The sequence below is a fragment of the Brakhagea baltica genome (assembly GCF_052161605.1).
GTDB lineage: Bacteria > Planctomycetota > Planctomycetia > Pirellulales > Pirellulaceae > JBKCUI01.
Genome location: NZ_CP197409.1, coordinates 5365049 through 5390060 on the forward strand (window position 1 = coordinate 5365049; position 25012 = coordinate 5390060).

The window sequence follows — 25012 nt, forward strand, 5'->3', positions numbered from 1 at the left end:
GGTTTCTGCGTCAGGCTTCTGCCTGTTGGGGATTGGGAGGTTCGTTGGTTCGCTCGTAGGTTACGGGCGGAGGGACTCGCAGTTTTCGTGGGTCGTATGTTAGCCAATTCGCGACCGAAGCAATTCCAGGGTCGCCATGCACTCGCTGCAAGTGATTTGCGTCAAAGCCTGGCCAATTGTGTCCTCCGGAAGCACTGACGAAACACTCGAAACCAGCATCAAAAACATAATCAATGGCTCGCTGCGAGATGTTCTTTGCTAGACCGAAGGGGAAGGCGAAATAGTGCACAGGTTGCTGCGACCAATCCTGCAGTTTCTTTCTGGCATCATGGATTTCTATACGCAACTTCTCATCGCTTAGCTCGACTCCAAAATCTATATGGGTGTGAGAGTGTCCTCCGATGGTGACACCAGCAGCAGCCATTTCAGCGATTTCGGTAATCGTATTGGGGCGAGCGATTTGATGGATTGCGACATCATGCGGGAATGGATCACCGGTTTCTACGAAATGCGTGGAAACAAAGTAAGTGCAGGGAATCCTTTTCTCCAACAACAGCGGTATTGCGAACTCGCAATTCTCTCCATAACCATCGTCAAATGTAATCCCAACCATTGGCACTGTTCTGTGTCCGTTGAGTTGTGATCTGCGAATATCGTCCAAGGAAGCAAATTTCGAGTTCTGAGAAATCCAATCTAAATGCCTGCCGAAGTTCTCTTTGCTAATGGTCCATCCATTCTGTCCACGATCCGACACACGGTGGTAGAACAGGATCGTTGCAGGAAACGATCCCTTGAGTTGGAACTCTTTCGTGAGCGCAGACCGCTTTTGCTGGGTCGACCAGCGGTAAGCTGTCAGCAAAAGTTCTTTGGTGAAGGTTGGCAGATTCATGGCTCATTCGGGAAAGTAAATGTGACCCGATACACTCCCCCACAACATCGAGTTTTGCAATTAAGTTGAATTCAGAAACCGCAGAAATAAAATCAATTGAGCCGATTGCAAGGATTGCTCCAATTGTGCCGTTGGGATTGTGCAAGCCATTTTTTTGATTTCATTCCGGCGCCACTTCGCATCCGATGATTCGGAGATTGAGTTTCTTCAGCCATTAGGAGTTGTCGTTTGGAGTTTGTTGCGCTATTAATGGGGATCGCATTGCTCGGATGGGCAGTGTTTTTTGTCCGGTTTCATAGTGTGCCTGCGGGCGCGATCGTATTTCTTATTGCCACGAGCGTATTTCCTCCCGAATATCTCTCCTTTGGCGTACCTGGAATGACTCTAACGCTAGATCGTATTTGGCTTGGTGCGATCGTAGTGCAATTTTTGGTTGACTGGCTAAACGGACGAATCAAATTTCGATCGCTTACGGGAAGCGATTTACTTTTGATGGGTTTTATGATCTGGTTGTTCGCTCGCACGATCACAACTCCTATCGGGCAGGAAATTCCTGGGCAGCCATCGACGATGATGCATTTGATCAATGGTTATTTGTGCCCTCTGTTTCTCTACATGCTGCTAAGACATGTCGATCTGAAAGTGGAGATGCTGTGGCCTGCTGTTAGTCTGGTGCTTCTGTTTGGTGTCTATCTGAGCATCACGGCCGTTTTAGAGGTAAGTAAGCAGTGGTCGTTTGTCTTTCCGCCATTTATCGCGGATCCAACCCTAGGCATCCACTTTGGCCGAGCCCGAGGGCCGATGTTACAATCGGTGCGACTCGGAATGTGTCTCAATTTTGCGTTGGCCATCCTCTGGACCTTTCCGCTGTGGCTCAACTATCGCAAGAAGTGGGCATGGATCCTGGTCCTCTCGTTAACGCCCCTGTTTCTCCTCGCGATCCTATTGACCTACACGAGAAGCATTTGGATGGGAACCGCCGCAATCGTTGTGATTCTGATGCTGACGATGCTCAAAGGCAAGAGTCGCACGCTGGCTCTCGGTAGCTTGATCGTCTCCGGTGCAATGGCTGGTTTAATCATAGGCCCGAACCTAGTTGCCTTCAAGCGAGAGTATACCGAAGCGGAAACATTAGAAAGCACTCGTATGCGAGGGGCGTTCGCCTACGTTTCGTATCAAATGATTCTTGATAAACCGATTGCCGGCTTTGGTTTCAATCAGTTCCAGGTCTACAACCGGCCCTATCTAGACGACCGGACGACCAACATCAGGCTCGAGTCGATTCGGGGCTATGTCCATCACAATTCTTATCTCAGTTTGCTAGTGGATCTGGGACTCGTGGGTGGAGTGTTGTTCCTTGCCGCGACGATTGCATTCTTGAGAACGGCATGGACATTGTGGTCACACCCGCTTGCATCGTCGTACTACAAAAGTGGCTCGGTATTATTCTTTTGTGTTGCTGCGGTCCATGCCATTCAGATGGCGTTTCATGAGGTTTCGTTCTCATCGATCGAGTACACGATGCTATTTTTTGTTGCGGCCGTCTGCCAGGTTTGCAGGGACAAACTCATTGCGGAGACAGAAACCTATCGCTCGCTTGACGTTGATGATGCTCAAAAAGAATCCCTCTGGGACGACTCCGAAGAACGTTCCAGAGGGAGTGAACGCAAACCGCTTTGTGGAGCTCAGTTGCTTACTCGGGGAGTCGCTCGGCCTCAACCTTAGGAAGCGGGCCAGTGAGGGCTTTCATGAACTCGACCAAATCTTGCTTGTCCTGCGCTGAAAGATCCAGCTTTTTCATCTTGTCGCTTAGGTAAGGGTTAGGGTGTCCACCCACTGCGTACCACTCGACAACTTCCTCAAGAGTTTTTTGGCTTCCATCATGCATGTAGGGTGCAGTCTGAGTAATGTTGCGAAGCGTTGGGGTTTTGAAGGCTCCCTTATCTTTCTCAACGCCGGTTTCAGCAAACCGCCCCAGGTCCGGTTCCGCAGCGGTCATGCCAACGCCAATATTGTGGTAGAGTTCATCGGTGAAATTGACTCCGACGTGACAGGCAGAGCAGTTCGATTTTTCGCTGAAGAACAAGACACGGCCCCGTTTTGCCGACTCATTCATCGGATTCGAGTCTGCTAGAGCCTTAGCCTTTTCATATCGAGCAAAGAGAGCAGGATCGTCTTCTTTCAAGACCTCGAGGTCCGAAAGTTCCTCTTCGAAGTTTTCTTGAAGCAACCGCAGTGGCTCATTCAGATCGTAAGCACTAGCCCCTGTTACGAGAGTTCGCTCGAAGGCCGCGATGGCCTTACCAACCGCGTCAATGTTGGGCTTGCTGCCAAACACGTTCTCGAACTGAACACGGTATCCAGGGTTCTCGGTTGTGAACTTAACAACGGATTCGTGCGAGTGCCCCATTTCGATTGGGTTCGCAATGGGGCCTACTGCTTGGGCCTCCAAACTATCCGCGCGACCATCCCAAAATTGAGCCTTGCTCAAAATGCGATTGAACGAGACTGGCGAATTTCGGTTACCAGTTTGGTTGCGGACGCCCACCCCAAACTGTGTGTTTGCCCCGTAGCCAGTAGAAGGGTGATGGCAGCTGGCACAGCTAATTGTTCCATCAACCGACAGCCGAGGATCGAAATAGAGTTGTCGCCCCAGTTCGATCTTGGCGCGAGTCATCGGATTGTCTTCTGGGATGAACATTGCGGCCGCACCAGCACGTAGATTGTCCGGCAATTCCACTTGAAGAACTTTGTGGTTTTCAGGATTGGCAAGAAAGGCGTTGATCTCGTCGAGTTTAAGCGGACCTTTACCGGGAATTCCTGAGGTAAGATCGCTCGTCCCCAGGACGATCGAAGTGGTCGGCTCTGTAGCGCAGGTGTGCGCGACAGGAGCCATCAAGGTCAACGTGAGTACGAAAAAACGGTTGAGCATAGATGCCATAGAGGGGTAGGAGGGAAAACTAATGAAAACAAGACACTAATCTAACCTCGCATATCGTCGACGAATTTAACGCGTCGTCAATTTCGATTAACGCGTTTTTCGCAATTGATTTTCTAGCCTCTTTGAGTCGAGAGCAATGTTTTTTGACGAGTGGCCGATGAAAGCTTGCCAGAAGGAGTGGGGGTCGCCAGAAATACTCACGCCTAAGTGGAATCCTGGCGAATCCACTCTAGAGTAGGATCATTGCTTTTGATCGTTTTACAACTTGGGCAGCACAGAAGCCTCAGGAGTAAATTTTTCGATGTTGGGGGGAATCTCCGCTTCGACCTCGCCCAATATCCATTTCAAACCACCGATCAATATCGACTCAAAGATGGGATTGGTCCAAACGTCTTCACGGTGCCCCATGGACGTGTAGAAAACGTTACCCTTGCCATGCTTTCTCGCCCAAGTGGCCGGATAGGGCGGGCGGTCGTAATCAGCATCTTTCATTCCGTTGGTTTCCTGAACCAGGATCACGTGCATATCCGGGGCAAAGTTCTTAAGTGAATACCACTCCTCATTCATCTCGAATTGCTCGCCCGCTTTTTCGACACCGGGAAACTTCGTATCGGTCACCTTCATGATCGCGTTCTGCTGGCGACCGTGCCGAATAAACTCGCCACCGATCATCTGGATGTAAGGATCGAGGGTCTCCGATGCCTTGACGCGATTACCAGGGCTATGAAACGTGTCGGTCGCGCAGTGGCTCCCCGCAAAACCTTTTCCTTCCTGGATCGAGTTGAGAAGGTTCTCTTTGCCTTGCTTAGACATCGGAGGCTGGTTGTCTCCTCCTTCCTTGGTCAAATCTTCCGTCGTGTAGAACAAGTAACCATCGAATTGCTCATAGTCTTTATCGAAGATCCGTCCATCCTTGCTGGTCGTTACTTCAAAGCCGTACTTCTTCCCTAGGTCGATCATGATCCGTTCTGCATAGGACAATGCTCCACCATCGCGTTTCACCACCGAATGCTCGAATCCCGCGCTTCTGCAGAAAAACAAGAGTTTCTTGTTCGCTAAAGTGGATGCTGCCGAAAGGGAACTAACGGAGGCAAAAGCGGCCGAGACAGCGGCTGCTTGCACGAGCCATTCGCGTCGATTCGTGTAATGACGGTTTCGAAGATCATTCGTGTTCATGGAGAGCATTCCTGCGATGGTTAAAATTCATGGAGAGGACGAGGGAGTGCGAATCAATCGGGGGCTATCAAGGATTCCCCGTTCGAAACGTCTACACAGCATTTTTTCAGTTGTAACCGAACTTGCGATGGGATGACAGATGGCGACTTTTTCAATTGTCAAACAGAAGCCTTAGTCAACGACACTATACAATAGCAACACAATTGCACATGATCAGCCGATGCGACCTTGTGGGCAATTCGCGCCGCCAAAGTGTTACGTTTTTTGGTGGCCGAGTTCGGCAAGAACAACATCGATGACCTCTGGTGGAATTCCTATCGGCAGGACAACGACCGTACCGAGAAATGCTCTGGCGGTTGGCTTTCGGAAGCAAGGCTTTTCGGCAACAAAGGTTACAGTGATGTCAGCCAGGAATGTAGGGTCTGCTGGCAAGCCTGTTTCGGTATCAAGCCCTGAGGGAATGTCGATCGCGAATCGGCGGGCCGAAATAGCACTGGAAGTTCTAATCAATTGAGCTGCCGAATCGCGTGGGGCTCCCTTTGCTCCAGTGCCTAACAAAGCATCGACTACCGTGTCCGCTTGGAGAATTTCATTTCTTATATGTAAGGGGAGCGACTCGCTACCGGCATTCGCCTCTGCTTCGTCAGCACACCAAAGAATCGGTACGCGCGTCTTTTCCAAAATTTCCAAATTGACGCGGCAATCAGGCGAGAGCTTGCCACGACCTGAGCGACTGCCTGCAACGAGAACTGTTACCTGAATCCCCTTCGCGTGCAAGTGGCGGGCGATAACCATGCCGTCACCTCCATTATTACCAGTACCGCAGAGCACGACGCATCGCCCTCCGCTGGGACTGTGGTCAGAGATCACGTCGGCAGCACCACGGCCCGCGTTCTCCATCAGCACCAATCCAGAGATCCCGAACTGATCAATCGCGATTTTGTCGACGCGTCGAATCTGTTCCAAGGTTAACGGTTGGCTCGTTAGCTGATGGTTCATTTGCGGACCGTAATCAAGACTTTGGCCCCGGGCTAGCTTGTTGCCGCTGTATTTTCTAGATTGTTCGCTACCGCACGCTGCTTTCGGCCATCATGTCGTTGAATAGCAGCACCGACAAAGGCTGAAAATAGAGGGTGTGATGCCGTTGGCTTGCTCTTGAACTCAGGGTGAAATTGAACTGCCAAGAAGAAAGGGTGTTCGGGGATCTCCATGATCTCGACCAATTGCCCGTCTGGGCTAAGTCCGGAAAATCGCATACCGTGCGCTTCGAATTGCGAACGATAGATATTGTTAAACTCGTAGCGATGGCGATGTCGTTCCGCGACGCTGGAACTCTGATAGGCTTGGTGAGCAACAGAACTGGGAACCAATGAACAAGGCTGTGCACCGAGACGCATCGTACCTCCCAGGTTGGTCACATTGCGTTGCTCATCTAGCAAACAGATGACTGGGTTTGGCGTATCTTTGTCGAACTCGGTGGAATTGGCCCGTTCCAGGCCAACCACGTTTCTGCCGAATTCGATAGCAGCGCATTGCATGCCTAGACAAATACCAAAGAATGGAATCCCTCGTTCTCGGGCGTAGCGGATCGCTTGGATCTTACCTGCAACTCCACGCTCACCGAACCCGCCAGGAATGAGAATTCCATCATAGCCAGCTAGAATCCGCTCGGCACCTTCCTCTTCGATGTCGCTGCTCTGAATTCGTGCAATCCGAGCTTGGCAAAACAGGTTGATCCCCGCATGGTCAAGCGATTCGTAGATGGACTTATACGCATCTCTATGTTCCGCATACTTGCCAACGACTGCAATGCTGATCTCGTGCTTTGGATTGCGTAGCGAGTACATGATGTTGTCCCATGCGTCCAAGTTCGGCGCGTGACCCGACAATTGCAGCCGCTTCATGATCAGCTCGTCGAGACGATTGTTGCGAAGCGAAAGCGGGACTTCGTAGATCGAGAAATCTTTGTCCAGTTCTTCGATAACCGCGTCCAGTTCGACGTTGCAAAACAGAGCGATCTTTTCTCTCTCTTCGCGAGAGATGCTTTGTTCACAACGGCAGATCAAAATGTCTGGCTGGATACCGATCTGTCGAAGCTGCCCGACCGAGTGTTGGGTGGGTTTGGTTTTAATCTCGGCCGCAGCTTTGAGATAGGGAACCAAAGTCAAGTGGATGAACAAGCAATTGTCGCGACCGACATCTTGGCGAAACTGCCGTATGGCTTCAAGGAACGGTAGGGATTCGATGTCCCCTACCGTGCCACCAATTTCCGTAATGACGACGTCGGTGTTGCTGTCGGCGACGCGAGAAATGGCCTCTTTGATCTCGTTCGTGATGTGCGGGATAACCTGGACCGTTTTGCCCAAAAACTGCCCCCGACGTTCTTTTTCAATTACCCGCAGGTAAATCTGTCCGGTCGTGTAGTTGGAATCGCGGGTAAGCGGGCCGCTGGTAAAGCGTTCATAATGCCCCAGGTCCAAGTCGGTTTCGCTGCCGTCGTCCAGAACGTAGACCTCGCCGTGCTGATAGGGGCTCATGGTGCCCGGATCGACGTTGATGTACGGATCTAGTTTTTGCATCCGAACCTTGAGGCCCCGGGATTCCAGGAGCATTCCGATAGAGGCGCTCGTAAGTCCTTTGCCGATAGAGCTTACCACTCCACCGGTTACAAAAATATGCTTGGTCATGATTCGTTCAGAGATCCGTCGATTGCAGAGAATTCCGTCGTCTGCAGAGACACATTTGCAGAAAAACGGGAGTAGCGACGGTCCCAGATCCTAACAGCATTTCTTCGTTCTGACAAACGAGACTAATTTGCACAGATTCCATACGTTTGGGATAGACGAAATGCGAAACTGCCGATAGACTTCGAGGTTCTCGATTTTTAGCATTTCGCTACTTTTTTCACAGTTTTCACCCGTTTTTGAGCCATGTACGCAATTATTTGTGACGGTGGACGTCAGTTCAAAGTCGAAAAAGACCAACTCCTTGACATCGACTATCGCGATACAGCCGAAACCGGTGACAAGATCGAATTTGATCGCGTGCTCGCCATCGGTGGTGCCGAGGGTGGGTTAAAACTTGGCCAGCCAACCGTTTCGGGCGCTAAAGTCACCGCATCGGTCGTCGGTTTGGAAAAAGGTGAAAAGATCTTCATCCAGAAGTTCCAACGTCGCAAGGGATACGATGTCCGAACCGGTCACCGCCAAAAATACACCCGGATCAAGATCGAATCGATCGACGGCTAGCTCGACGGGCTTGCAGTTTAGCGTCGGTTGAGCGTCCAGGTGCATTTTCACGTTCTGCTGAATGCACCCTTGCGATTGAGACGATAGGCTTTGATTCCTGCTCACCCGATAGGCTGCCTATGAAGGCCCATTTGTTCTTGATCGGCTATCGAGGCTCTGGGAAATCCACCCTTGGCCGGAGCTTATCAGACCTCCTTTCCTTGCCCCTAGTCGATACGGACCACCTTGTCGAATCGACTGCCGGTAAGACAATTGCGACGATTTTTGCTGAGGCCGGCGAGGCCGGTTTTCGCGATCTGGAGTCTAGGGCGATCGAGTCCGTTGCGAATCAGAAGCATCCGCAAATTGTTTCGCTAGGGGGCGGATCGATCCTTCGCGATTCGAATCGTAGCTTGATTGCTGCTTCGGGCTGGACGGCTTGGTTGACAGCTTCCCCCGAAACACTGGCCTCACGTATCGCGGGAGATCCTGCGACGCAGGCAAACCGCCCGGCCCTAAGTAAGCTGGGGGTTCTTGCAGAAATCTCCTCCATTCTCGAACAACGGCAACCATACTACTCGCAGGTAGCGAATTCTACTTACAATACCGATCTGCTATCGCTTGATGAACTAGCAAACAGAGTAGCTAGAGATTACCGGCAATGGCGGTCGAGCACTTCTCAGACTGATTAACATTCCAACGCATTGCGAAAAGAGATCGAGCCTACCTCATGAACTGGTGGATTGTAGTAGTCGGATTGCTTCTCGGGCCTGTTATCAATCTAGCGATCTATTCCCTGGCATATTTCCCTCGCCCTATTAGTCCGTGGCAAAGAAAAGGCTTTAAGCCAAGCTCCCCCGATTCTGACATTGTGCCCGTAAAACCTTCGGTGCTTGCGTTTGTTCCGATTCTTGGCTGGCTAACGCGATGGAACGAGAGGCCGGAGTTTGGGAATTGGTTTTGGCTGAGACCTCTATGCATAGAAGTCGCCACGCCGATCGCCTTAGTTTGGTTGCACGATTATGTTTTAAGTGGGGGCTTGCTGCCGGAGACTCTTGCATTGCAAGCATCGCCAATTCCTTTTAGCTCATTCGTGTTTGCGACGGCTCTCGCGGTGTTGCTCACGGTTGCTACGTTCATCGATTTTGATGAACGGACTATACCCGATGCGATTACGGTTCCAGGGACGATTTTTGCGTTGTTAGGCGGAACATTCTTCCCAGCATGGCGATTGCAGGAATACGATCCCGATAACAGCAACGTTCTACGGCTTGTTCATCCCAACTCCCCGTATGGCGACTTCTCGCCCGAATGGATTCAAGGTGCCCAAACTGGGTTGTGGCTTGCGATTGTCTTTTGGATTGCATGGTGCTTTGCCTTGATGGATCGCGTCCTGATTACGAGACGGGGTTGGGGCAAGGCGATGGTTTATTTCACCGAGATATTAAGACGCTCACCCACCACGGTTCCAAAGATTGGATTGATGATAGCAGGCGGGATTCTTATTGCGATTGCCTACCGCTTTGTATCGCCGGAGGGCTGGGAAGGGCTCTTCTCCGGCTTGTTCGGTATGGCGATGGGGGGAGGGTTGGTGTGGTCGTTTCGCATCGTTGCGTCGTTGGTTATGGGGCGTGAGGCACTCGGTTTTGGGGACGTAACGCTCATGGCTATGGTGGGGGCTTTTACGGGCTGGCAAGCGGTTTGGATCGGTTTTTTCCTAGCCCCTATGTTCGGTCTGGTATTTGTGATCGCAATCTACATTGTTACCAAAGACAGCTCCACTCCCTTTGGGCCGTATCTGGCAATGAGCGTCTTGTACACGTTGCTTACTTGGAAAACGACTTGGCCTAGCCTTAGCTCCATTTTTTTCGAGCCAACTTTGATGCTGGCTTTGCTCGTTGGTTTGCTGGGAACGCTCGCCGTCGCTCTGATTTTTGTCCTCTATCTAAAGTCGTTTCTGATTGGAGACGAGACGGAGACGAAGTAGCTGTTACTATTGACGGGCGCTATTCGTAGATAGGAAAAAACGAGTTGAATGCTAACTCGCAAAACACACCTGGATCATTGAAGCGTTGATGACGATCGAGGGAGGAAATGGCGATCATTTCGGCATCGGAAAGCGAAAAGGATTGCAGATCAAGATTCTCCCTTAGCCGCTCAGGGTTACTGGATTTGGGGATAACTGACGTTCCGCGTTGCACACCCCACCGGAGTACGATTTGGGCCGCCGATTTAGAATGGCGGTTAGCTATCTCCTTGACAATTGGGGACTCAAGAACCGAGTCCTCCGCTTTCGCCATTCCGAGAGGCACATACGAGGGTGCTCCCAGCGGAGAAAAGGCGGTGACGGCGATATTTTCCTGCTGACAGTATCGGAGCAATTTCGCTTGTGTCAGATAGGGATGAGACTCAATCTGAAGCACCGCAGGGCGGATACGAGCTTGCGAGAGGAGGTCACGAATGAGGGAAACTCCGAAGTTGCTTATGCCAATGTTGCGTACCAAGCCTTTATCGATTAATTCTTCCAAGGCACGCCAAGTATCGATGATAGGGACAGGATCATGCTCCAACATTGGCTTGGAAGACGTGGAGTCAAAGAACCAGCCGGCGGGATACCGATGTTCAAAAGGAACAAAACGCAGCGAGATCGGAAAGTGAATTAGGTAAAGATCGAGATAGTCGCATTGCAAATCGTTGAGCGATCGCCGACATGCCAACTCCACATGCTCCGGTCTATGGCACGTATTCCAGAGCTTGCTCGTCACCCACAGGTCTTCGCGCTCGGAAATTTCGTCCGACAACGCCTTTTTGATTCCTTCGCCTACAAAAGCCTCGTTTCCGTAGTCTGACGCACAATCAAGATGTCGGTATCCCATCTGGATAGCCTGATAGGTCAAATCCGAGGCCCGATCATTTTCGACTTTCCAGAAACCATAACCGACGGCTGGCATGGGCTTGGAATTCGAAATCGGAATACTGAGAGTCATGACGGTGCCTTAAGTCTAGGAGATTACGCAGGGGCAATTTTGAATACCTCGACGTTAACACCTGGAGAAAAGTGTGCAAGGTCTGGTTTGGCCCTGGGGAGTGCCAGCCCTGATGCGGCGATCAACGCGTCGTCGAGATGGATGAGGTCGCACTCGCTGAAAGAATAGGGAACATGGTGAACCTCACCCGAGTAAATTTGCCCCGATCGTCTCACGAAAAGCAGGTAACGTTCCAGCAAAAAATGCTCCAGAGTTCCTGGCTCTGCCGTCCGATACTCGCTTGGTGTCCGGAACTCGGCATGAGACCGCAATCCTCCTCGATTGCATTGATAGGTCCGCAAGTCTCCTCTGAGGTCAGCCTGCATTCTGGCATAATAATAAGGCAACGACCAACCGATTCGGGCAGCCCACACCGCGAGCCGAGAGCTGGCGTCAAGCGAGAAGAAATAGACGCCGGGCTTTCCCTTGTAGTGAACGTATGTGCGGACGTTTGTTTCAAGGAAATGGAATCCAAAACGTTTGGGTAACCACGGCGGGCAGATCTCTCGCATTTGAAACGGAACCAGGGCCACGTAAGCGTTCCCTTCAAAAGTATCGATTTCCAATTCTTGCGGGACCAACGGTCGTAAGGATTCAGGGTTAATCCACCAATGCAAGAAAAGCAGGTCCTGCCATATCTGCGTACCACTGTTCGCACCTTTGGGCCGATCTCTGACTGAACGATCGATCATTCGTTTCCTTTCTACTGAAACTCTTGGGCAACCGATTGCTGCACCTCCAATGTAACAAAGAATCAATGTAACAAAGAATTGCAGAGTAATGCCGTCAAGGTAAGTCGACTCGCCCTGAATGTTACGTACAATCTGGCATCTCGACGCCCCAGTCTAAAGAATGGAAGAGGAGTTCAAAATGAGTACTGTTACGACCAATACCTTTGCAACAATCGGGTACGCTAAAGGAATCCTTGGTGACGTGGAATGCGAAACCATGTGCGAGCAGCCTTCGGGTTTAAATCATCCGGCCTGGCTATTGATGCACTTGGCCACCGCAGCGGACTACGCATCCAGCTTGTTGGGCGGAAAGGGAGTTTGCCCTGCGAACTGGAACGAAATCGCTGACACCAAGAAGCCTTTATCTACCAATCGGTCCGACTATCCGAATAAGCAAGAGCTTCTTGAAACGTTTGAAGCCGCCTTGACCCATGCCGCGACTCTCTACGATCAGGCGAGCGATGCAGACTTGTCGAAACCTCAGAAACTCGGTTTCTTCGAGGCAGAGCTTCCCACTGTTGATGACATGGCAACTTTCTTGATCGTGTCGCACACCAATTTGCACCTCGGACAATTGTCCGCTTGGCGAAGAGCTATGGGCAAAGGACCTTTGTTCTAGGCTCGGCCTCAGTTTCGTATGGTATCTAGCTCTGAGTTGGCTGCCGTTGTGCTAACTCGTTGCTTCCAAAGTGCTTCCCAGCCTTGGTGCTCGAGATCGAGAACGCCTCGTATGGACTCGGTCGAGAGCCCCCCCTCCCAACGCTGCCTCGAATCATCTGAGATGCTAACATTGTCTCCTAGAACCACAATTCCATCCCCGGCTTGCAAGCTCTGTCGCGATGAGTCACCCGCTCCTCGGTGGTAGATATCCCGAAAAACAAGCCATCGCAGAATCGATGCGTCGCCATGCTGAAGCTGAATGGATAGGGGAACGGTATCTGATTCGAGCGATGAACCTTCGTCGTGCGCTGCGTTGACCGGGATCAGCTCTCGCATCCACTCCTCGTTAGAGGTGCCCACTACCCCCTCGCCATCCACCATCATGACGACCAGCCAAAGGGAAGCAAGATCCTCAGCAAACGCAACCGTTGTCTCATTGGTAGCGGTCGATACGATCAGCTTGCTACCGGTACATTCGATCAGTACGGTCCAACTCTCCGTCGTTCGAAGAGTGATAGCAATCTGCCAATCGGATAACAAGTCGGTTAGCTCGAGGGCAACACCTACGTCGCAAACTGGCACCAACGTATGCGAGTCGTGCGCGTTCCAACGCAGTTCATTGGTGATCAAGCCACCACTGCGAGTCCGAAACTCATGAGTGTCCGTATCTTGAAGCCAGCCACCAAACTTAAGTTTTGAGTCTGCCAGCCTATCTCCATAATCCAGCAATATCGAATGTTCTAAAACTTGGTTCCAGTCTCGTTTCCAACGCTCGTCATTGATCCGTAGATCTCCATTCTCGATATCGATGGTTTCCCCTGGAAAGCCAACAATCCGCTTGACCTCGCGTGCATCATCATCCGGAGGTTGAATGACGATCAAGTCACCTCTCACGATACCTTGGTACGAATTCCTACTGTCGATAGGAAGAGAGAGTCGTTTGCGTTCTGCGGATCGCAATGCCGCCATCCGTTTCCAAAGATAGTAGCGGACCGTCTCACCTGGGGTAATTGCTCCTGGTTGTGCTAACGCTTCTAGAAAATCGAAATCGTTATCCCGCGTCCCTGTGAACTGACAATCGAGCGGCTGATTCGGTCGGAGCGAATCGATTGCAAAACTAGAGAGCAACCCTGATTGCGTGTTTTTATAAAGGAAGCGAGGACCAACGAGATGCGGCTCCATGGAACTGCCCGAGATACCGGCGTACAGCGGCTTCATCCCGCGACGCATCAGGAGAATCGCTGCCATACAAATAGACAGCGCGAGGAATATCATCAAACCCGCTACCCAGGAAAGAAACCAACGTCGCGAGTGCCGAGCTGTTGCTGCAGGATCCTGCACCTTAGAGGTTGCCAATACGATAAACCCCTGACTCGGTCCTTATGATCCAATCGTTTTCATGAACGGCATAGGTTGCGAAGATTCGGCCAGGCAAACTGTTTCGCGAAATTTCCTCCGGTTCATCTCCTAGTTTGTAGACGACAGCTTCGCCCCCCTCACTTTGAAGATAGAGATTATCTCCCACCACAACGACCGAAGCCGAAAAATTACCGCCAACCCTTTTTCTCCAAACCTCCTTACCCGTTTTGATGTCCACTGCCGCTGCGACCCCCTCGTCGCTAACCAAGATGATTTGATCACGGTAGGGGACGAACGATGGAGTGTTCGGAACGGAGCCTCGATACGACCACTTCACATGCGATTTGGTTACGTCCCCTTGTCCCGACGGATCAATGGCCAAGAGATTCGGTCTCATAAAGCCGGTGCTGAGGAAGACGAGTCCTTCGTGATAAACCGGACGCGGCACGACCGAGAAGCCTTGGTAGTTGGCGAACCAAATGACGCTGCCATCTTTCGGATCCAAGCTTTGCACGATATCGGAACCAGGCGAGATGATTTGCGTCTGGCCATTCACAACAATTTTTTGGGGCGTGCAGAACGAGAAAGGTCGATCGGACGAGATACCTCGCAGCGTCTTCCAACGATCTTGTCCGGTTTGCAGGTCGAGAGCGAGCGTGTAGGGCTTTGAACCACCGTCACATGTCACGATTAACATATCATCCACGATGATCGGCGAACCACCGTTTCCGTGCGTGGGGGGGTATTCATGCTCGCGATTGGCCCAGATGATTTCTCCCTGCATGTCGGTGCAGGCGGTCCCTTGGTGCCCGAAATGCAAGTAGAGCTTGCCTTCGTAATGCAAAGGTGTTGGGCTGGCATGGGAATTTTTGTTATGAATGGAGGGAGCGTCTGCAGTTTGATCAAAGATCGTCCTTTCGAAAAGGAGCTTTCCTGACTTAGCATCCAAGCACACGAGCTTCAGCAGTTTAGGGCCACCTAGTGAGGCATCATCTGATGAGTTAGGGCTAACCGCCGTCGTGAGGTAGATTTTTTCACCCACGATGATGGGGGAGGACCAGCCCAGTCCCTTGGTTGGTTGATACCAGCGGACGTTTTCGGATTCGCTCCATTTCACCGGCAGTGCTAAATTCGAAACGGTTCCGTCTTGAGAATTTCCGCGAAACTCTGGCCAATCCGCTTGAGCCATGGAGCCCGGCAATGCCAGTACAGCACTGATTGCCAGTACAGCACTGATTGCCAGTACTGCACTCACTGACAGAGCAGCTCCTAATGAAAGGGGGGCGAATCGATGGGAAAGCCCAAAACCTGGAGCGGAAAACACGTTCCGGCTAAGCAGAGAATTTCGCAGTACGTATAATGGGGACTTCATTGGTGGACTTCTAAGCTCTCAATACGAAGGATATTTCCGTGAAGAACAAACTATTTGAGACGATTGTACGCAAGCCGGCGAATTGTTGCACGATGGTTATTGCCGGGATTCTCTCTGTGAGTTTGGGATTCGGGGTCAGTTTGGGATTCGGGCCCCTGGGCAGCTCGATTGCCACCGCACAAAACCACGTCACCGAGCAAGCGGACGCTAAAGTGGAACTGGTGGCCGATGGTTTCAAATTCACTGAGGGGCCTGCGGTCGATTCCAAAGGGAACGTGTATTTCACCGACCAGCCGAACGATCGGATCATGAAAGTGGATTTGGAAGGGAATGTCACCGAGTTCCTCAAGCCATCGGGTCGCTCAAACGGACTGTTCTTTACCAAAGACGACACTTTGATCGCCTGCGCTGACGAGAAGAATGAAATGTGGGCTATCAATCTGGATGGTTCTTACAAGGTGCTCTTCAAGGATTTCGAAGGAAACAAACTTAACGGCCCGAACGATGTATGGATTGACTCGACTGGATTTCTCTATTTCACGGACCCATACTACCAAAGGCCGTGGTGGACTCACAAACAAGCTCCTCAGAAGAGTCGTTCTGTCTATAGAGTGGATCCGGATGGGGAAAACATCACGTGCGTCGATGATGCCTACAAACAACCTAACGGTATTGTTGGGGATGCTCGCAAGCGAATTTTGTATGTGGCGGATATCGGAGATAGCAAGATCTACCGCTACAACATCGCCAAAGATGGGACTTTGCTCGATCGAACTTTGTTCTGTTCGCATCCCTCAGATGGCATGACTCTGGATAGTGCAGGGCATCTCTACATCACCAATAGCGAGGGAGTAAGTGTTTTCAACGAAGCTGGCGAGCGAGTTCAGGTTATCCCGACAGGCAAGGGGTGGACCGCGAACGTGTGTCTAGGTGGCGAGGATCGCAAAACCCTTTTCATCACCGCTTCGGATTCTCTATTCAAGATCCGCGTCAAGCACAGCGGTTTGGCGAATGAATAGAGTCGATTTTCGTAAATACGTACGGAAACGAAAACATTAGTGGATAGGCATGATCCTAACGGAAGATGCTTATTCCACCCAACAGCCACCAGAGCAGGACAAAAATCACAAAGGTAGACAGGCAACCGCCCCCCAATTTCCAGGCACCGGCCCCAGCTACCAATCCTCGCAATAGTTTGCTCATCCTAGCCCTCGTACTTTTTTGAAACTTGGATTCTTATCGTCGCAATCGAATCAAACGATCGCAGCGGTTTCCGCGTCGCAGTACGATCCTATCAGCGTGCGCCTGCCCACTCTATAGCATGTCCCCTAAAATCGGACTAATGAAATCCTCCATATACAAGATGGCATAAGATCCGATCGATTCGTTCTGGACAGTCTTTACAATCTTGACAGACGACGTGCATTAGCGGAGCACGGGTAACGATACTCGATGCTGTTCGCTAACTGACGAAGAAAACTTTAATCAAATGGAATGAGACTATGTCCAATTCAGACTTGCTATCTAAGATCGATCGTGACACCAAGGACGCAGCGGCGAAAGCCAAGGAGACTGCGGGATCGATAGGCCGCACGTCCCAATCTGCTGCTTCTGCTGTAGGAAACATGGCTAGCCAAGTTGCGGAGAATCTTGCAGAGGATGCAGATTGTTTGGCATCTAGCGCCGGCCGTGGGGTACAGCGTTTAGGTGAGCAGCTAAGCCATGCCACACCACATTCAGGAATTCTAGGGAACGTATCTCAATCAGTGGCTCATACCATTTCTGAGGGAGGAGAATATTTAGAGTCATCCAAGCTGAGCGGGATTGGCAAAGATCTCACCAAAGTGATTCAACGCAACCCAATTCCAACAATCGTTGTATCGATTGGCCTAGGCTGGATCGTATCGCGCATGTTTAGAAAATAGAAACGATGACGGAAGCCACTACCAAGCCTATAGAACGGTACCCGGCCTCCCTTGTCGGGAAGATCGTCTACGACTTACAGGTCGTTGGCGAGTTACAACTTGAGCTTGCTCGGGCCAAAGTTCACGGTGAGCTCAAGAAGCGGCTTTTCGCACTTTCCTTGATGGCACTCGGTGGATGCTTGCTCGGTTTATTCGCGATTCTTTCGTCAATGAGCTTGGTCCACTTATTGCATCGGATGACCTCTCCTGCCAAGAATTCTATGGAAGGCTTACCCCTGTGGGCTTGTTTCGCCATCATCGCATCAGGGATGGCGTTAACTGGACTCGGATTATGCTTTCTTGGCATGGATCGATTCCGAAAATGCGCTCTCATATCGCCGCAGGCCCTACTGAAGGAATGATAGTAATGGACAACAATCAACAAGAGCTTCGTCGAAAATTGGAAGAAACCAAGGCGCAGCTTTTTTCAAAGCTGCAAATCCTGGAGGAACAACTTACAGAAACGATTGAATCGACGGGAACAAAGTTTCAATCGACTGCGGGAGCAGTGGAAAGCGCAGTACACTCGTTCTCCAATGCTTTGAATGTTAAAAAGCATTTTGAACTGCATCCATGGTGGTGCTTAGTCGGAGCAGTCGCCGCAGGATATATTACTGGCGGAACGAGGTGTCGTAGAGCAAAGCCCCAACCTCATCGTGATTCAGGTCTGCTCGGGATTGCGTCATTAGATTCAATGAATCCGGATGATGCTAACACTCAGCATGATTCCACTGCCAGCCTTACCGCATTGTCCGCCGCCTACGATTTGGGCTCTAGGCAATCGACCGCCACCCAAGCTCGATCGTTAGCACTAAATGCTACGGTTCGAATCATTGAAGAGGTTCTTGCTCGAACCGTTCCCATCGTGATTGATCACTTCTCCAAAAAGCAAGATGAAGGGTCGAAGTAAGACCATTATTCTGCTTTATATCGGCCACTGCAGAGGTTATGAACTCAACCAATAACGAGTCCGTCAAAGCAGATGCCGATTGGGCATCTCCCAGCCACCTTCATACAGCATTTTTTCTGCTATCAACTCTGCTGGGAACGTATCTATGTTATCGGATTGCGTTGCCATTCTTAGCCCCTGTGGCCTGGGCAGTTGGATTATCGGTTTTAGCCACTCCAGGCCAAAAATGGCTTGAGGCGAAGATCGGTCATCCAGGACTTTGTTCGCTAGTGTTTACCACTGTGCTCGGTATCGTGGTGGTTATCCCTGCTTCCCTCGCGATCCAACAACTCCTGGTTCAAGCTTCAAATGGGGCTATCCTCATTGAAGAGAAGATTCAGTCTGGCGAGTGGCGAGAGGTCGTCTCTTCGTACAGTGAACATGCGGCAGTTCTGAAGCGGTTCGAGAATCTCATGGATTTATCTGCCATCGCAAAAATGCTAGCCGCTTCGACGAGTGGTGCAACCATGCTTTTGGTAAGGGATTCCGTTTATCAGCTAATCGATTTCGGCCTTACTTTTTACCTGCTCTTTTTCCTTTTACGAGACAGGGAATTTGTTTTGAAGACATTGAGTAAACTGTTACCACTGACGGCAGCGCAGATGAACACCATGTGTCAGCGTGTTAACGATACCATCACAGTAACCGTCTATGGCAGTTTCGTCGTTGCGGCCATCCAAGGGATAGTGCTAGGAGTCACGTTTTGGTTGCTCGATTTACCTGCGCCATTTCTTTGGGGATTGATCATGGCGTGTCTCGCACTAGCCCCGCTCGTAGGTGCCTTCATCGTTTGGGGCCCCGCAGCGATTTTTTTGGTGATGGGAGGTGAGTGGGGGAAAGCTGCTTTGTTGGTGGCTTCAGGAGTCTTTGTGCTGGTAGTTGTAGATAATCTGCTTCGTCCCACCTTGGTTGGCAAACGACTCAAAACGCACACCGTACTAGTTTTTATTTCCGTGGTGGGTGGAATGCTGCTCTTTGGCCCTAGCGGAGTCTTGCTAGGCCCGATTATTCTGACGGTTACCCAAGTTCTATTGGAAATCAGCATGCCAGACCCAAAATTGGTACATGGTAAATCGAGTAACATGTTTTAGTTTTCGATGAGTCGGTTGTATCAATCCAATATGCCATCCCAGAAATGCAGCATTCCGTTTACATACTTAACCCCCTTGACGCTTCCGTCTTGAGAAACAACGAACCCGACCGCCTCTTCGCACTGCTGACACACCGAGTAGATAGACTGATGGCGTAGCCCCCATTGTTCGCATGGATATGCAATCCCAGTGATCGCATCAAGAATCGTCGCACCGGGGGGTAACAAGACGGGGAATCGAACGCCGAAGCCCTCCACGCATAATTTTCCATCGAGTAAAACAGCGCCGTCAATTGCGGCCAAAAGGCTTACTCGACTAATACCTCGGTTGAGACTTTGGCCCGTCAACCTTACGAATGTCTCGGCCTTATACTTCGCCACCTCATCGGCATGACTACCAAGTGATTTCGAAGCTTCCTGAAGACACTTTAGTGCATCGCAGTAGCTCAAAATATCATCTAGTAGAGCAACATGTTCGGCAACGGCGTAGGTGTGATAGGCCTGTAATTCGTTGAGTGGCGAGGCCGAAATGACGAGGCTGCCGCCGTGCCTTTCCGAGCGAATACGCTCCAGAATTCTTGCAATCACCATAATGTAAGTGTCCAGCATTGCCTCTCGTGGGCCGATTGAAGAATCCGATTTGCTTCGGTCATCGGAAGCTGTGTTCAGCGAACTGTCCAGCAGCGTCTCAAAGAATCTCCCCAATGGCTCATCTAATTGACGCAATGGGTGTTTATGAGGGGGGATAATTTTTCCTTCCCGTAGTCTTACGACTTCTTTGACTCCGTGAGCGACACTTAATGTTCCCGGTCCTTCAATCGAAATAGTTAGACAAACCTGCGGCAGAGCATCATTTGTCGCAGGAGCGCCCGATAAGCTGTCCAGGGCCTCTCCCAGCCAAGCATGACCGTGTTCGAACAATCCCCAAATTTTGAGCTCCCCATCAATGTAGTAACATCCGATCAACGTACGGTGCTGTTCTGTGACGGGAGCCAGTCGTACTAGCTCGCTGGGGGTTAACGTTGCTGGATACTCGAATCGCAGTAAGGACTTGTGAGCTAAAGCTTCCGCAGGCGTATACGCCAGAACACATCGGGTCACTCGGAGTTCGGCTGTGCGGAGCGAAGCGTGGTAACAAATCTCCAGTAACCGTAGCGAGGTCGTATCGTCAGGCAAAACGGAACGTGCGGAAGACGGATTCACCTCCCAATAGGTGTGGAGTTTTGCAAGTAATTGTGCAGGAAAGGCAAATTCGCTCATTCTTCGTCATTACAGTCGCTAATGTGATTAATCTCGTCGCCAAGCCTCCTTCTACGAGACATTGAAACGCCGATAGCGTTCGTGGGTTCTTACTGCTGTTCTGCTGTCTCGATTATCTTTGCTGAAGTCTTTTCAATGCTTTTCGTCTGCTCTAGGGTCAATACTGCAAGCAGGTTCCTTTCGATGTTTGCCGAGATGTCATCAAGCGGCAAATGACTAAGGCTATTGGACGAGAATGGGTTTTCGAGTTCCACGCCAATCTGATCGAGCGTCAGCAGGGGATACGCAACGAGCATGGTGATGACCGGGGTATGCCACGCCGCTCCTGCCTGTTGAATAAGTCCCAGCGGTAGCATAACCAAGAACAAAAGGATGAAACGACGGATCGTGATGGAATAAATCCTCGGGAGCGGAGTCGCTAAGATTCGCTCGCACGCTCCTATATGGTCCATTAACATTGCCTTTTGCCTGTCGATTTGCATAAACGAGAATCCGTTCATACCCAATTGTTCTGTGGCCTCACGAAGTAGCAACCCAATTCTCCATGCAACAAAACTAGGCATATGATTCGCTGCGGCTAACTGTTTTACTTCACAATCGCCTATCAGTTGCGTCAACCCGGTAGACGGAGGCTCACCTCGAAGACTATGCCGAGCCACGTGTGGAAAAATGGCTATCCAGCGTATCAGTGCATTTTGCCATGCAAGGTCATGCGGTCCATAGGTAATCGCGCTAATTCCAAGATTGCGTGATTGATTAACGATCCCACCCCACAAATTGCGTGCCTCCCACCATCGGTCATATCCTGCGTTCAATCGGATAACCAGAAGAATCCCCAAGACGGCCCCAACAAATCCAAATGGGCTGATGTCGGGAGCGAAAGCTATCCCGAAAAAACGCCGTGTGAACCAAGCCCCCCAACAAACTATACTCGCAAGTAAACCAAAGGAAATGATAGACGGAATGATCTGCACCGTGACCGATCCCTGAACAGCGATCGCTTCCCGCCAGAATCCCTTGCGGGTTTGGTAACTTCTCATTTCTGTTGCGCATTCGATCTATGTTATTTGACGTAGGCTTCTGACGTTGTTTTGCTCTGCGAATCATTGCTGCCGGAAAGCTCTCCATGCGAACCTATCGATTGGGAAACGGAATTGGAGAACCTACCAATGAGAGGAAGTTTGATGGTGAACTCACTACCAAGTCCCGACCCATTGCTCTCTGCAGCTATCGATCCGCCATGTGAAGCAATGATTGCTTTGACAAGGATTAGACCGACATTGAAGCCGTCACGGTCAACCGAGCGACATCCGTCTGGTGTCAATTCACTTTCGAAAATGGAGTCCAACTCATTATGAGAGATGCCTTGTCCTGTATCACGGATACCAACGATTGCATACCGTCCTTCGGTATGTACAGAAACAAAAATGGCTCCGCCGATAGGCGTAAACTTTGACGCATTATGCAATAGCTTGGAGAATGCTTGAATCAATCTGTCGCGGTCTCCGTGAATCGCCAGACTCTCGTCGATATGGCTATGGTTGAGTCTCTGTGTCCTGTTCTCTATGAGTGGACGGACATTTTCGACGGTGGCAGCCAGAATTCCTTTCAGGAATACAGTTGACGAATGAAAAGAAATATCATTGCCCAAAGAAAGCTCATCACTTAAAAGATCCTCACTCAAAAGAGTTAGAAGCCTCAATTGCCTTTCGATAACATGCCTTAGATCATCCAGCGTTGATGGGGAGCGAGCTCTCCATTCATCTAGAGCACCGCGAATCGCCGTTATAGAACTCCTAATCTCTTGCCCAAGTACGTTAGTAAATTGATGGCCTTTTTCATCCCTATTCATAGCATCAAATCCTTGTCGTATGTATTGCCCGATCGGATCACTCTCGTTCGCCAGCGCTCGATTATCTAGAGATTTGCTTCGACTAATATCGCGTCAGTTACCTATTTTGCCTAGTGACTTTCACCATGCTGCTGATTCGCACATTCGTTTTGGCGGTTTTCGCTACCTTCCTTCACAAGCACTCTCGATTGATTATAGAGGCTAGACACGCGAGTATAGAGAGCAAGAAGACTTTAAAGAATCGATCAGAACCGCTTCGCATCACAAGGCGTTATAAGCATGCAAGAATTAATCGACGGAATTCATCAATTCCAAGCTGGAAATTTTCTGCTCCTACAAAAGCTTTTCGAAAGCCTAGCAGATGGCCAGCATCCGGAAACCCTTTTTGTCACTTGCTCTGATTCTCGAATCGACCCGAATCTGTTGACCCACTCAGAACCCGGAAACTTATTTATACTTCGCAACGCAGGGAACATAATTCCTCCACACGGAGCAGGCGTTAGCGGCGAGGCCGCGACAATCGAGTTTGCGGTAAGTGTCTTAGGAGTGAGGGACATCATCGTGTGCGGTCATTCGAATTGTGGAGCCATACGCGGTCTTTTAGATCCCAAGCTCGTGCAGTTACTCCCAGCCGTATCATCCTGGTTGACCTATGCAGAAATGACACGCAGAATCATGCAGGACAACTACAGTCTGCTACGGGGAGAGGCTCTCCTAAAGGCAGCGATTCAAGAAAATGTACTGGTGCAAATCGAGAACCTTCGAACTTTACCCGCGGTCGGCTCACGGTTAGTACGTGGTGATCTGCAAATACACGCTTGGTACTATGTTATTGAAACAGGTGAGGTCTTTGCCTATGATGTGGTCATCGGTGAGTTTACGAAGCTAGCCGACTATCAAGTTCCCGAAGATTCAAACACAGCCCAAAGGCAACCAGATTATTCAATATGACGAAGTAGATCTCTTCGCTTTTATTTAAACCATAAGCCGGACATTTTTCGTTCCGGCTTTACAAGAAGTAATTCCTTAATCGGTTCAGCGGTAGCGTCGATCAAAATAACGTCGCGAAGGGGACGAAAAGTTGCGGGGCATTCCGTAACCGTAAGACATTGACGGGTATGAACTATAACGGAAATTGCCATAATTTCCCCGATTCAGATACACGGCACCCGGCTGTCGGTAGTTCCCATAACCAAACTGGTTACCGTTTCCGTAGCGATAGCTATTGCCATAGCCATAATTGAAACCGTTATAGTAGTTGTTCCCAAAACCTCCGAATTGACTGCTGGGTCCATAGCTACCGATACGAAGCTGGACCCCGCCGTATTGAGCTTGCGAAGTAGGACTGTAATAGCACACTGTTACTATTAACGTAGTGAGTAGTAGAATTTTCTTAAGCATTTTGTAATTCCTTTGGTAGAGATCGTCACCGATTAATCTTACCAACCTAGGTAAGCATGTCGAACGATCATCATTTTTTTGTTTCTGCTTTGTAAAGGAACAGATGATCCTTGGTACATTTTTTAGTTTCTGTAGCATTGAGGGATGATTCCCACCGTACCTTGGTGGTGATCACTGATCTAACTTGAGCGTCTAGCCGTATGACGAAGAAACCTAGAACAAGCCTTCCACGCCTTTCTACAATTTTTCTTGAAATCCACGTTATCGTTCCTCAACTGGCTGCTCCTAAATTCAAGGGAGGGTGAATATAGCCTCTTCACCCTCTCTTGAGCCAATTGCATCTATGGGTGGCGTTGATTACGCATCGCTTTTGCACCTGAATTTTAAGGTACGTCGGGCTTCCTATCCGTCGATAAAGCGTCGCGTTTCCTCGACTGGAAAGAGCGTTATTCCTTTGGGAGCAAAACGATGTCAATGATATGTATGACTCCGTTCGTACACTTAATATCGGTGCCCACAACAGTCGATTTATTCAACATCACTTTGCCATCCTTGACTTCAACGGTTATCTCGCGGCCTTCCACCGTTTTGATCTTTTTTAGTTTCGAGACATCTGCGGCCATCAACTCCTGAGAGACAACATGGTATGTAAGAATACCGGTTAGCTTCTTCTGGTTTTCTGGCTTGAGCAATTCATCAAGTGTTCCCTCGGGAAGTTTTGCAAATGCTTCGTCGTTGGGGGCGAAAACGGTGAATGGTCCCTTACCCTTCAGTGTTTTAACTAGGTCAGCAGCCTTTAGGGCCGTCACGAGCGTTTTGAACTTTCCAGCCCCAATGGCTGTCTCCACAATATCCATTGTTTCCTTGTTGGATTTAGTTGAGCTGGATTGCGTTTTTTTCAAGTCCTGTGAAAATCCCGTCCCAAACGTGATTAGTCCAAGACATGCAGCCAGCGCTAAAGTCGATTTCATACGTTTCATTTTTTCGGTTCCTATGTAGCAGTAATTGTGACTCGACGCGTGAGAGCCGCTCGTTGCGTAAGGCATTGCCGCGGACAAAGCTCTACCGGTGCGATTCGCTCTCAGCACGCTCCGACCGAAAGATCGGATGGTCTC

The 25012-nt window shown here is 50.2% G+C and carries 25 protein-coding genes; 11 read left to right on the forward strand and 14 right to left on the reverse strand.

Going from position 1 to position 25012, the window contains the following annotated elements; translation table 11 throughout:
- Positions 1 to 10 precede the first annotated feature (10 nt).
- Positions 11 to 889: a polysaccharide deacetylase family protein gene (locus SH449x_RS20770; RefSeq protein WP_482377993.1), complete on the reverse strand. Its 879-nt coding sequence runs from the start codon at positions 887 to 889 to the stop codon at positions 11 to 13.
- 228 nt (positions 890 to 1117) lie between these two features.
- Between SH449x_RS20770 and SH449x_RS20775 the strand changes: the two genes are divergently transcribed.
- Entirely contained in the window at positions 1118 to 2614 is a 1497-nt protein-coding gene (locus SH449x_RS20775; RefSeq protein WP_482377994.1) for an O-antigen ligase family protein, read from the forward strand.
- Here SH449x_RS20775 and SH449x_RS20780 read toward each other — a convergent pair.
- From SH449x_RS20780 to SH449x_RS20795, 4 genes are all read right to left on the reverse strand, one after another.
- Positions 2583 to 3821: a cytochrome-c peroxidase gene (locus tag SH449x_RS20780; protein WP_482377995.1), complete on the reverse strand. Its 1239-nt coding sequence runs from the start codon at positions 3819 to 3821 to the stop codon at positions 2583 to 2585. The two genes, SH449x_RS20775 and SH449x_RS20780, sit on opposite strands and share 32 nt — an antisense overlap.
- A 267-nt stretch (positions 3822 to 4088) precedes the next feature.
- Positions 4089 to 5006 (reverse strand): ThuA domain-containing protein, encoded by a 918-nt coding sequence (locus SH449x_RS20785; protein ID WP_482377996.1) that lies wholly within the window; start codon positions 5004 to 5006, stop codon positions 4089 to 4091.
- Positions 5007 to 5261: 255 nt separating this feature from the next.
- Positions 5262 to 6005, reverse strand: a complete 744-nt coding sequence (locus tag SH449x_RS20790; RefSeq protein ID WP_482377997.1) for an NAD(P)H-hydrate epimerase — start codon at positions 6003 to 6005, stop codon at positions 5262 to 5264.
- Positions 6006 to 6037: 32 nt separating this feature from the next.
- Positions 6038 to 7693, reverse strand: a complete 1656-nt coding sequence (locus SH449x_RS20795; RefSeq protein WP_482377998.1) for a CTP synthase — start codon at positions 7691 to 7693, stop codon at positions 6038 to 6040.
- A gap of 243 nt (positions 7694 to 7936) precedes the next feature.
- Between SH449x_RS20795 and rplU the strand changes: the two genes are divergently transcribed.
- The 3 genes from rplU (at position 7937) to SH449x_RS20810 (ending at position 10220) form a co-directional block, all read left to right on the forward strand.
- Entirely contained in the window at positions 7937 to 8254 is a 318-nt protein-coding gene (gene rplU / locus SH449x_RS20800; protein ID WP_482377999.1) for a 50S ribosomal protein L21, read from the forward strand.
- 119 nt (positions 8255 to 8373) lie between these two features.
- Positions 8374 to 8925 (forward strand): shikimate kinase, encoded by a 552-nt coding sequence (locus SH449x_RS20805; RefSeq protein ID WP_482378000.1) that lies wholly within the window; start codon positions 8374 to 8376, stop codon positions 8923 to 8925.
- 38 nt (positions 8926 to 8963) lie between these two features.
- Positions 8964 to 10220 carry a prepilin peptidase gene (locus SH449x_RS20810; protein WP_482378001.1) on the forward strand — a complete coding sequence of 419 codons (1257 nt, stop codon included), beginning with the start codon at positions 8964 to 8966 and terminating at the stop codon, positions 10218 to 10220.
- A 19-nt stretch (positions 10221 to 10239) separates the two neighbouring features.
- Here the strand turns inward: SH449x_RS20810 and SH449x_RS20815 are convergent, their stop codons facing one another.
- Both SH449x_RS20815 and SH449x_RS20820 read right to left on the reverse strand, forming a co-directional pair.
- The gene (locus SH449x_RS20815) at positions 10240 to 11220 is read right to left on the reverse strand and encodes an aldo/keto reductase (RefSeq protein ID WP_482378002.1); all 981 of its coding nucleotides are present in this window, start codon (positions 11218 to 11220) and stop codon (positions 10240 to 10242) included.
- 23 nt (positions 11221 to 11243) lie between these two features.
- Positions 11244 to 11951, reverse strand: coding sequence for a YqjF family protein (locus SH449x_RS20820; protein ID WP_482378003.1), 708 nt, complete (start codon positions 11949 to 11951; stop codon positions 11244 to 11246).
- A 178-nt stretch (positions 11952 to 12129) separates the two neighbouring features.
- Between SH449x_RS20820 and SH449x_RS20825 the strand changes: the two genes are divergently transcribed.
- Complete coding sequence (locus SH449x_RS20825) at positions 12130 to 12609, forward strand: DinB family protein (protein WP_482378004.1); 480 nt, start codon at positions 12130 to 12132, stop codon at positions 12607 to 12609.
- Between the two features lie 8 nt (positions 12610 to 12617).
- On the opposite strand, the gene SH449x_RS20830 is transcribed toward SH449x_RS20825, so the two are convergent.
- Together SH449x_RS20830 and SH449x_RS20835 are read right to left on the reverse strand one after the other, a co-directional pair.
- Positions 12618 to 13925, reverse strand: a complete 1308-nt coding sequence (locus tag SH449x_RS20830) for a S26 family signal peptidase (RefSeq protein WP_482378005.1) — start codon at positions 13923 to 13925, stop codon at positions 12618 to 12620.
- 67 nt (positions 13926 to 13992) lie between these two features.
- The gene (locus SH449x_RS20835; RefSeq protein ID WP_482378006.1) at positions 13993 to 15381 is read right to left on the reverse strand and encodes an outer membrane protein assembly factor BamB family protein; all 1389 of its coding nucleotides are present in this window, start codon (positions 15379 to 15381) and stop codon (positions 13993 to 13995) included.
- A 38-nt stretch (positions 15382 to 15419) separates the two neighbouring features.
- Between SH449x_RS20835 and SH449x_RS20840 the strand changes: the two genes are divergently transcribed.
- The 5 genes from SH449x_RS20840 (at position 15420) to SH449x_RS20860 (ending at position 19385) form a co-directional block, all read left to right on the forward strand.
- Complete coding sequence (locus SH449x_RS20840; RefSeq protein WP_482378007.1) at positions 15420 to 16400, forward strand: SMP-30/gluconolactonase/LRE family protein; 981 nt, start codon at positions 15420 to 15422, stop codon at positions 16398 to 16400.
- Between the two features lie 483 nt (positions 16401 to 16883).
- The gene (locus SH449x_RS20845) at positions 16884 to 17306 is read left to right on the forward strand and encodes a hypothetical protein (RefSeq protein WP_482378008.1); all 423 of its coding nucleotides are present in this window, start codon (positions 16884 to 16886) and stop codon (positions 17304 to 17306) included.
- 5 nt (positions 17307 to 17311) lie between these two features.
- The gene (locus SH449x_RS20850; RefSeq protein ID WP_482378009.1) at positions 17312 to 17707 is read left to right on the forward strand and encodes a phage holin family protein; all 396 of its coding nucleotides are present in this window, start codon (positions 17312 to 17314) and stop codon (positions 17705 to 17707) included.
- A 5-nt stretch (positions 17708 to 17712) separates the two neighbouring features.
- Entirely contained in the window at positions 17713 to 18255 is a 543-nt protein-coding gene (locus SH449x_RS20855; RefSeq protein WP_482378010.1) for a hypothetical protein, read from the forward strand.
- Positions 18256 to 18293: 38 nt separating this feature from the next.
- Entirely contained in the window at positions 18294 to 19385 is a 1092-nt protein-coding gene (locus tag SH449x_RS20860) for an AI-2E family transporter (RefSeq protein WP_482378011.1), read from the forward strand.
- Positions 19386 to 19405: 20 nt separating this feature from the next.
- Here SH449x_RS20860 and SH449x_RS20865 read toward each other — a convergent pair whose 3' ends face one another.
- The 3 genes from SH449x_RS20865 to SH449x_RS20875 form a co-directional block, all read right to left on the reverse strand.
- A complete protein-coding gene (locus tag SH449x_RS20865; RefSeq protein WP_482378012.1) occupies positions 19406 to 20644 on the reverse strand; it encodes a putative sensor domain DACNV-containing protein in 1239 nt (412 codons plus the stop codon).
- An 89-nt stretch (positions 20645 to 20733) separates the two neighbouring features.
- The gene (locus tag SH449x_RS20870; protein WP_482378013.1) at positions 20734 to 21684 is read right to left on the reverse strand and encodes a bestrophin family protein; all 951 of its coding nucleotides are present in this window, start codon (positions 21682 to 21684) and stop codon (positions 20734 to 20736) included.
- Positions 21685 to 21707: 23 nt separating this feature from the next.
- On the reverse strand, positions 21708 to 22496 hold the full coding sequence (locus SH449x_RS20875) for a sensor histidine kinase (RefSeq protein ID WP_482378014.1): 789 nt from the start codon (positions 22494 to 22496) through the stop codon (positions 21708 to 21710).
- Between the two features lie 279 nt (positions 22497 to 22775).
- Here SH449x_RS20875 and SH449x_RS20880 point away from each other — a divergent pair, with 279 nt between their 5' ends.
- Positions 22776 to 23447, forward strand: coding sequence for a carbonic anhydrase (locus tag SH449x_RS20880; protein ID WP_482378015.1), 672 nt, complete (start codon positions 22776 to 22778; stop codon positions 23445 to 23447).
- A gap of 84 nt (positions 23448 to 23531) precedes the next feature.
- Here the strand turns inward: SH449x_RS20880 and SH449x_RS20885 are convergent, their stop codons facing one another.
- Both SH449x_RS20885 and SH449x_RS20890 read right to left on the reverse strand, forming a co-directional pair.
- Positions 23532 to 23897 (reverse strand): hypothetical protein, encoded by a 366-nt coding sequence (locus SH449x_RS20885; protein ID WP_482378016.1) that lies wholly within the window; start codon positions 23895 to 23897, stop codon positions 23532 to 23534.
- 446 nt (positions 23898 to 24343) lie between these two features.
- Complete coding sequence (locus SH449x_RS20890) at positions 24344 to 24877, reverse strand: fasciclin domain-containing protein (RefSeq protein WP_482378017.1); 534 nt, start codon at positions 24875 to 24877, stop codon at positions 24344 to 24346.
- Between the last annotated feature and the right edge of the window lie 135 nt (positions 24878 to 25012).

Excerpts from the sequence above, each read along its gene's own strand:
- SH449x_RS20865 (WP_482378012.1), bottom strand. The coding sequence starts at position 20,644 with ATGAGCGAATTTGCCTTTCCTGCACAATTACTTGCAAAACTCCACACC.
- SH449x_RS20820 (WP_482378003.1), bottom strand. The coding sequence starts at position 11,951 with ATGATCGATCGTTCAGTCAGAGATCGGCCCAAAGGTGCGAACAGTGGT.
- SH449x_RS20835 (WP_482378006.1), bottom strand. The coding sequence starts at position 15,381 with ATGAAGTCCCCATTATACGTACTGCGAAATTCTCTGCTTAGCCGGAAC.
- SH449x_RS20830 (WP_482378005.1), bottom strand. The coding sequence starts at position 13,925 with ATGATATTCCTCGCGCTGTCTATTTGTATGGCAGCGATTCTCCTGATG.
- SH449x_RS20855 (WP_482378010.1), top strand. The coding sequence starts at position 17,713 with ATGGACAACAATCAACAAGAGCTTCGTCGAAAATTGGAAGAAACCAAG.
- SH449x_RS20870 (WP_482378013.1), bottom strand. The coding sequence starts at position 21,684 with ATGAGAAGTTACCAAACCCGCAAGGGATTCTGGCGGGAAGCGATCGCT.
- SH449x_RS20825 (WP_482378004.1), top strand. The coding sequence starts at position 12,130 with ATGAGTACTGTTACGACCAATACCTTTGCAACAATCGGGTACGCTAAA.
- SH449x_RS20815 (WP_482378002.1), bottom strand. The coding sequence starts at position 11,220 with ATGACTCTCAGTATTCCGATTTCGAATTCCAAGCCCATGCCAGCCGTC.
- rplU (WP_482377999.1), top strand. The coding sequence starts at position 7,937 with ATGTACGCAATTATTTGTGACGGTGGACGTCAGTTCAAAGTCGAAAAA.
- SH449x_RS20795 (WP_482377998.1), bottom strand. The coding sequence starts at position 7,693 with ATGACCAAGCATATTTTTGTAACCGGTGGAGTGGTAAGCTCTATCGGC.
- SH449x_RS20875 (WP_482378014.1), bottom strand. The coding sequence starts at position 22,496 with ATGAATAGGGATGAAAAAGGCCATCAATTTACTAACGTACTTGGGCAA.
- SH449x_RS20850 (WP_482378009.1), top strand. The coding sequence starts at position 17,312 with ATGACGGAAGCCACTACCAAGCCTATAGAACGGTACCCGGCCTCCCTT.
- SH449x_RS20805 (WP_482378000.1), top strand. The coding sequence starts at position 8,374 with ATGAAGGCCCATTTGTTCTTGATCGGCTATCGAGGCTCTGGGAAATCC.
- SH449x_RS20890 (WP_482378017.1), bottom strand. The coding sequence starts at position 24,877 with ATGAAACGTATGAAATCGACTTTAGCGCTGGCTGCATGTCTTGGACTA.
- SH449x_RS20880 (WP_482378015.1), top strand. The coding sequence starts at position 22,776 with ATGCAAGAATTAATCGACGGAATTCATCAATTCCAAGCTGGAAATTTT.
- SH449x_RS20785 (WP_482377996.1), bottom strand. The coding sequence starts at position 5,006 with ATGAACACGAATGATCTTCGAAACCGTCATTACACGAATCGACGCGAA.
- SH449x_RS20810 (WP_482378001.1), top strand. The coding sequence starts at position 8,964 with ATGAACTGGTGGATTGTAGTAGTCGGATTGCTTCTCGGGCCTGTTATC.
- SH449x_RS20780 (WP_482377995.1), bottom strand. The coding sequence starts at position 3,821 with ATGCTCAACCGTTTTTTCGTACTCACGTTGACCTTGATGGCTCCTGTC.
- SH449x_RS20860 (WP_482378011.1), top strand. The coding sequence starts at position 18,294 with ATGAACTCAACCAATAACGAGTCCGTCAAAGCAGATGCCGATTGGGCA.
- SH449x_RS20845 (WP_482378008.1), top strand. The coding sequence starts at position 16,884 with ATGTCCAATTCAGACTTGCTATCTAAGATCGATCGTGACACCAAGGAC.
- SH449x_RS20770 (WP_482377993.1), bottom strand. The coding sequence starts at position 889 with ATGAATCTGCCAACCTTCACCAAAGAACTTTTGCTGACAGCTTACCGC.
- SH449x_RS20885 (WP_482378016.1), bottom strand. The coding sequence starts at position 23,897 with ATGCTTAAGAAAATTCTACTACTCACTACGTTAATAGTAACAGTGTGC.
- SH449x_RS20790 (WP_482377997.1), bottom strand. The coding sequence starts at position 6,005 with ATGAACCATCAGCTAACGAGCCAACCGTTAACCTTGGAACAGATTCGA.